This window comes from Streptomyces sp. 13-12-16 (genome assembly GCF_002114215.1).
Taxonomy (GTDB): Bacteria; Actinomycetota; Actinomycetes; order Streptomycetales; family Streptomycetaceae; genus Streptomyces.
The window spans coordinates 1815-6760 of record NZ_NCTE01000585.1 but is presented as its reverse complement, the minus strand read 5'-3'; the positions used below and the strand labels follow the sequence as shown (position 1 = coordinate 6760).

Below are 4946 nucleotides of genomic sequence, written 5' to 3'. Positions count from 1 at the left end.
GTCATCGGCTGCTGGGACTCGTACGCGCTCCAGGTGCGCAGGGCCAGGAACCACAGCAGGCCGGTGAGGGCGGCCGGCACCAGGGCGGCGAGCGCCAGCCTGCGGCCCGGTGTGCTCCACCAGCCGCCGTCGGACGTCCCGGGCGAGAGGAAGCCGAGCCAGGAGTGCCGTTCGGCGCACGCGCGCGTGCCCGCGCACTGCCAGGCGGCCAGGTCGAGGGCGACCTCGCAGGCGGCCGCGACGAGCAGCACCGTCAGGCTGAGTCCGGCCAGCCGCACCAGCAGCCCGTACAGCCGGACCGCGCGCCGGCGGCCGTGGGCGGTGGGGCGCATCCAGTGGGCGAGGTTGACCACCATGAAGGGGAGCAGCAGCAGCCACAGGGCGCGGGTGCTGTTCCCGGAGGTGAGGTTGCACCAGACGTAGGCCTCGGGGACGGGCCCCTCGCGCCCTCCGGCGGGCCGGCGTTCCGCGTCGGCGTCATCGGCGCGGCGGAACACGGCGGCGATGTCGTCACCGGTGATCCGCACCGTGCGCGGGTCGTCGAGCATTTCCTGGGGGGTGGTGCCGCCCACCCCGTGGACCAGGAGTTCCAGGGCGGTCCCGTCGGTGCCCTCGGCCGGTCCGTGTCGCTGCGTGCTCTTCACTGTTCGCACTTCCCCCGTGACGCCCCGTCGGCTCCGTCCGTGCGGGCACAGGATCTCCCGTGCCGGAACGGCTCGCACCTCTCCTCACGTAATCTCCCCGATCCGTGCGACAAGCAAGCGACGTACGGAAAATCAGTGGCATGTGCGCGACGAGCCACCGGTGGCGCCCCGTGGGGCACGGCATGCGAGGATGGGACGTCCGCGCACCGATGACGGTCGGAAACCTGCTCGTCGCAGAGGGTGCGGGGCGTGTCGGGCGGTTTGCGGCGAAAGGACCGGAGCGTACGTGAGCGAGAATCAGAACCTGCTCGCGGAGCAGCGGCGCACCCTGATCCTGGACGAGGTCCGGCGCCGGGGCGGAGTCCGGGTCAACGAGCTGACCCGCAAGCTCGGCGTGTCGGACATGACGGTCCGCCGCGACCTCGACGCGCTGGCCCGGCAGGGCGTGCTGGAGAAGGTGCACGGCGGCGCGGTCCCGGTGGTGGAGGCGAGCACGCACGAGCCCGGGTTCGAGGCCAAGTCGGGCCTGGAGCCGACCGCCAAGGAGGACATCGCGCGGGCGGCGGCCGAACTGGTCTCCCCAGGCGCGGCGATCGCGCTGTCGGGCGGTACGACGACCTTCGCGCTGGCGCACCGGCTGCTCGACGTTCCCGACCTCACGGTGGTCACCAACTCGGTGCGGGTGGCCGATGTGTTCCACGCGGCGCAGCGCACGTCGGGGACCCGGCAGGGCGCGGCCACGGTCGTCCTGACCGGCGGGGTGCGCACGCCGTCCGACTCGCTGGTGGGGCCGGTGGCCGACCAGGCGATCGCGGCGCTCCACTTCGATCTGCTGTTCCTCGGGGTGCACGGCATATCGGTGGAGGCGGGGCTGTCGACGCCGAACCTCGCGGAGGCGGAGACCAACCGGCGCCTGGTGCAGTCGGCCCGGCGGGTGGTCGTGGTCGCCGACCACACCAAGTGGGGCACGGTGGGGCTGAGTTCGTTCGCTTCCCTGGAGCAGGTCGACACCCTGGTGACGGATTCCGGGCTGCCCGCGGGGGCACGCGCGGAGGTGTCCGAGCATCTGCGGCGGCTGGTGGTGGCGGGCGAGCCGGCGGAGGACGCGGAAACCTCGGAGGCCGCGGACATCTGACGGCCCGGCAGCCGGCCGCCCGGCCGCCGGGGCCGGGGAACTCGTCGAGGGGATACGCCCATGGCTCACCGTCTGCGCCCCGTGGGGCACGAGTTCGTCCGGACGGCGCCCGTACGCCTGGTCTTCGTGCGGGAGATCGCCGCCGCGCCGGAGCGGGTGTACCGCGCGCTCGCCGAGGACGTGACCGGCTGGACGGAGTGGTTCGGGGCGGTCACCCTGTCCCGCCCCCTCGACGACGGCGCGGGGCGTGAGATCCGGCTCCGTGGCGGCACCCGGTTCCGCGAGACGGTCCTCGTGACCGAGGAGCCCGAGGTGTACGCCTATCGCGTCGACGTGACGAACGCGCCGGGCGCCCGTGCCCTCGCCGAGGAGTGGCGGCTCGCCCCCACCGGGACGGGCACGCGGGTGCGGTGGACGTTCGCGGCCGACGGCACCGCGGCCTTCCGGCTCGTGCTGAGGGCCGCCCGGCCGGGGCTGGGACGGGCGTTCCGTTCCGCGGTGACCTCGCTGGACCGCAGGCTCGCGGGATAGCCCTCAGTCGGGCCAGACGCCGGTCCGCAGCAGGGACTCGATCGCCGCCGTGTACGGCGCGATGTCCAGGCCCTGTCCGGCCAGCCAGGCGTCCGAGTAGTACTTGTCGAGGTACCGGTCCCCCGGGTCGCACAGCAGCGTCACCACGCTTCCCCGCCGCCCGTCCGCCACCATCTCCGCGACGATCTTGAGCGCGCTCCACAGCCCGGTGCCGGTGGAGCCGCCCGCCTTGCGGCCGATGACCCGCTCCAGGGCCCGTACCGCGGCGACACTGGCCGCGTCGGGCACCTTCATCATCCGGTCGATCGCGCCGGGCACGAAGCTCGGCTCCATGCGGGGCCGGCCGATGCCCTCGATACGGGAACCGCGGTCGCAGGCGACGTCCGGGACGCCGGTGGTCCAGCCCTCGAAGAAACACGAGTTCTCCGGGTCGGCGACACAGACGCGGGTGTCGTACTGCATGTAGTGGACGTAGCGCGCGAGGGTCGCCGAGGTGCCGCCGGTGCCGGCCGTGGCGACGATCCACGCGGGTTCCGGGAACCGCTCCAACTCCAGCTGACGGAAGATCGATTCGGCGATGTTGTTGTTGCCCCGCCAGTCGGTGGCCCGCTCGGCGTAGGTGAACTGGTCCATGTAGTGGCCGCCGGTCTCCGCCGCGAGGGCGGCCGACGCCTCGTACATCGTGCGGGGGTCGTCCACGAAGTGGCACCGACCGCCGTGGAACTCGATCAGGCGGCACTTCTCGGCGCTCGTCGTGCGCGGCATGACGGCGATGAAGGGCACGCCGATCAGCTTCGCGAAGTACGCCTCCGACACGGCCGTGGAACCGCTGGACGCCTCGATCACCGGGCGGCCCGGACGGATCCAGCCATTGCACAGCCCGTAGAGGAAGAGCGAACGGGCCAGCCGGTGCTTGAGGCTGCCGGTCGGGTGGGTCGACTCGTCCTTCAGGTAGAGGTCGATCTCCCACCGCTCGGGCAGCGGAAAGCGCAGCAGATGGGTGTCGGCCGAGCGGTTGGCGTCGGCCTGCACCCTGCGTACGGCCTCTTTCAGCCAGGCCCGGTAGGCGGCGTCACTGTGGTCGACGTCGAGGGTGGCACCGGTCAGGGTCTGTCGGGGAGTGCTCACGGCAGGGCTCCTTACGCTGAGCGCCGACGGCGTCCCGCGCGGCCGGTACCCCGATCATAAGCACCATCCGCACCACCTCTCACCTGCATAAACACTCCTTTGAGCCACTCAAAGGCACCCTGGGGCGCGCAACGTGGCGACAGGGGGGCGCATTGGCGCGAGTGCACCCCGAGCGCCGGGGAACGGTGGCGCGCGCACTGGTGCTCGACGGCGGGTGCGGGCAGACTGCACCGGCGTGAGCAGGGCCCCGTACGGGGGCACACTGGAGCTGGGCAGGAGCCGGCCCGTGGAGCACGGTCCGGCGCACCGACGCGCACAAGGGGGCGGGTGGCATGGCGGAGCCGGAGTTCACGGCCACGGGCGTGCGGATCGGCAAGCGGCTGCGTTCGCTCACCCGGGCCGGCCAGGTCCGGATCAGCGAGGGCCGGCTGGAGCTGCTCACCAGCTACGGAAGCGAGATCGACAGCGCGCCGGTGCAGGCGGTACGGGCGTCCAGGCCCTGGTTCGCCCCCGAGGACCGGGCGCTCGCGGACCTCAACGGCAACCGGTACTCGCTGACCCTGGGCGATCACGACCCCGCGCCGGGCGAACCCGGTCCGCCAGCCGCCAGCCGTTTCATCGAGGCCGTGCGCCGGGCGTCGGGACGCGGCGCCTGAGATGTCCGTGACTTGCGTCACTTCGCCCCGTACGTCACGCTGGTCTCACGTCACTCTGGGTTTACCGGCGATAACGCTGCGAACCAGCCCGCCGGCCACGACAGCAGGCGGCAGTGTCACGCAGGCGCCCTGCTGGATCCGCCTTCCGTGTTCTTCCGGACCTCACGTCGGGGAGTCGCAGCCGTGATCACTCACCCAAGCAGGCACTGCGCGGTGGAGCTCCAAGCCCTGCCGTCGCGGATCGGCCAAGTCCGCAGAATCGTATCTGCGCAGTTGCGCTACTGGCATATGGACTCGTTGATAGACCGGGCATCGCTCGGTGTGACGGAGTTGTTGTCCAACGTCCACCGGCACGCCCGGCCCGACAAGACGTGCACCGTCGAGATCGAGCTGCTGCTCGACCGGCTCAAGGTGTCGGTGCACGACCACGACCCCCGCCTGCCGGTCATGGCGGACGCGAGCCCGCTCGCCACGTGCGGGCGCGGGCTGGCGATGGTCGCCGCGATGAGTGAGAGCTGGGGCGCGGTGCCGGACGGCGAGTCCGGCAAGATCGTGTGGTTCACCCTGCCGACACCGTCCGCGACCGCCGCGCCCGCCTGGGACCGGCAACCGCGGATCACGGCCGGCGAGCCCGCCGACCACCGCTTCGCGGAGGTCGCCCTCGTGGAACACACCACCGGGGACCACCACGCCGAACGGACCCCCGCCCGCTCCACCGTCCCCGGCTGACACGGGCGACCGGCGGGTCGGCGGGAAGCCGGCGGTGGAGCCCCCGGCTTCCTCCCGGCCCGCGGGTCCCCGGCGGCGGACGCGCTGCCGCCGGCCGAGTGCTCCGGTAGTTCCAACGCCCCT

General features: G+C 72.5%; 5 protein-coding genes and 1 pseudogene. 4 read left to right on the top strand and 2 right to left on the bottom strand.

Going from position 1 to position 4946, the window contains the following annotated elements:
* Positions 1–644, bottom strand: a pseudogene (locus B7767_RS23420) (hypothetical protein); the annotation flags it as partial.
* A 286-nt stretch (positions 645–930) separates the two neighbouring features.
* Here B7767_RS23420 and B7767_RS23415 point away from each other — a divergent pair.
* Both B7767_RS23415 and B7767_RS23410 read left to right on the top strand, forming a co-directional pair.
* Positions 931–1779, top strand: a complete 849-nt coding sequence (locus B7767_RS23415; RefSeq protein ID WP_085573928.1) for a DeoR/GlpR family DNA-binding transcription regulator — start codon at positions 931–933, stop codon at positions 1777–1779.
* Between the two features lie 60 nt (positions 1780–1839).
* Entirely contained in the window at positions 1840–2310 is a 471-nt protein-coding gene (locus tag B7767_RS23410) for an SRPBCC family protein (RefSeq protein WP_085573927.1), read from the top strand.
* A 3-nt stretch (positions 2311–2313) separates the two neighbouring features.
* On the opposite strand, the gene B7767_RS23405 is transcribed toward B7767_RS23410, so the two are convergent.
* Positions 2314–3438, bottom strand: coding sequence for a PLP-dependent cysteine synthase family protein (locus B7767_RS23405; RefSeq protein WP_085573926.1), 1125 nt, complete (start codon positions 3436–3438; stop codon positions 2314–2316).
* Positions 3439–3770: 332 nt separating this feature from the next.
* Between B7767_RS23405 and B7767_RS23400 the strand changes: the two genes are divergently transcribed.
* Positions 3771–4094 carry a hypothetical protein gene (locus tag B7767_RS23400; protein ID WP_030865918.1) on the top strand — a complete coding sequence of 108 codons (324 nt, stop codon included), beginning with the start codon at positions 3771–3773 and terminating at the stop codon, positions 4092–4094.
* Between the two features lie 183 nt (positions 4095–4277).
* Positions 4278–4823 carry an ATP-binding protein gene (locus B7767_RS23395; RefSeq protein WP_179167253.1) on the top strand — a complete coding sequence of 182 codons (546 nt, stop codon included), beginning with the start codon at positions 4278–4280 and terminating at the stop codon, positions 4821–4823.
* Positions 4824–4946: the final 123 nt, after the last annotated feature.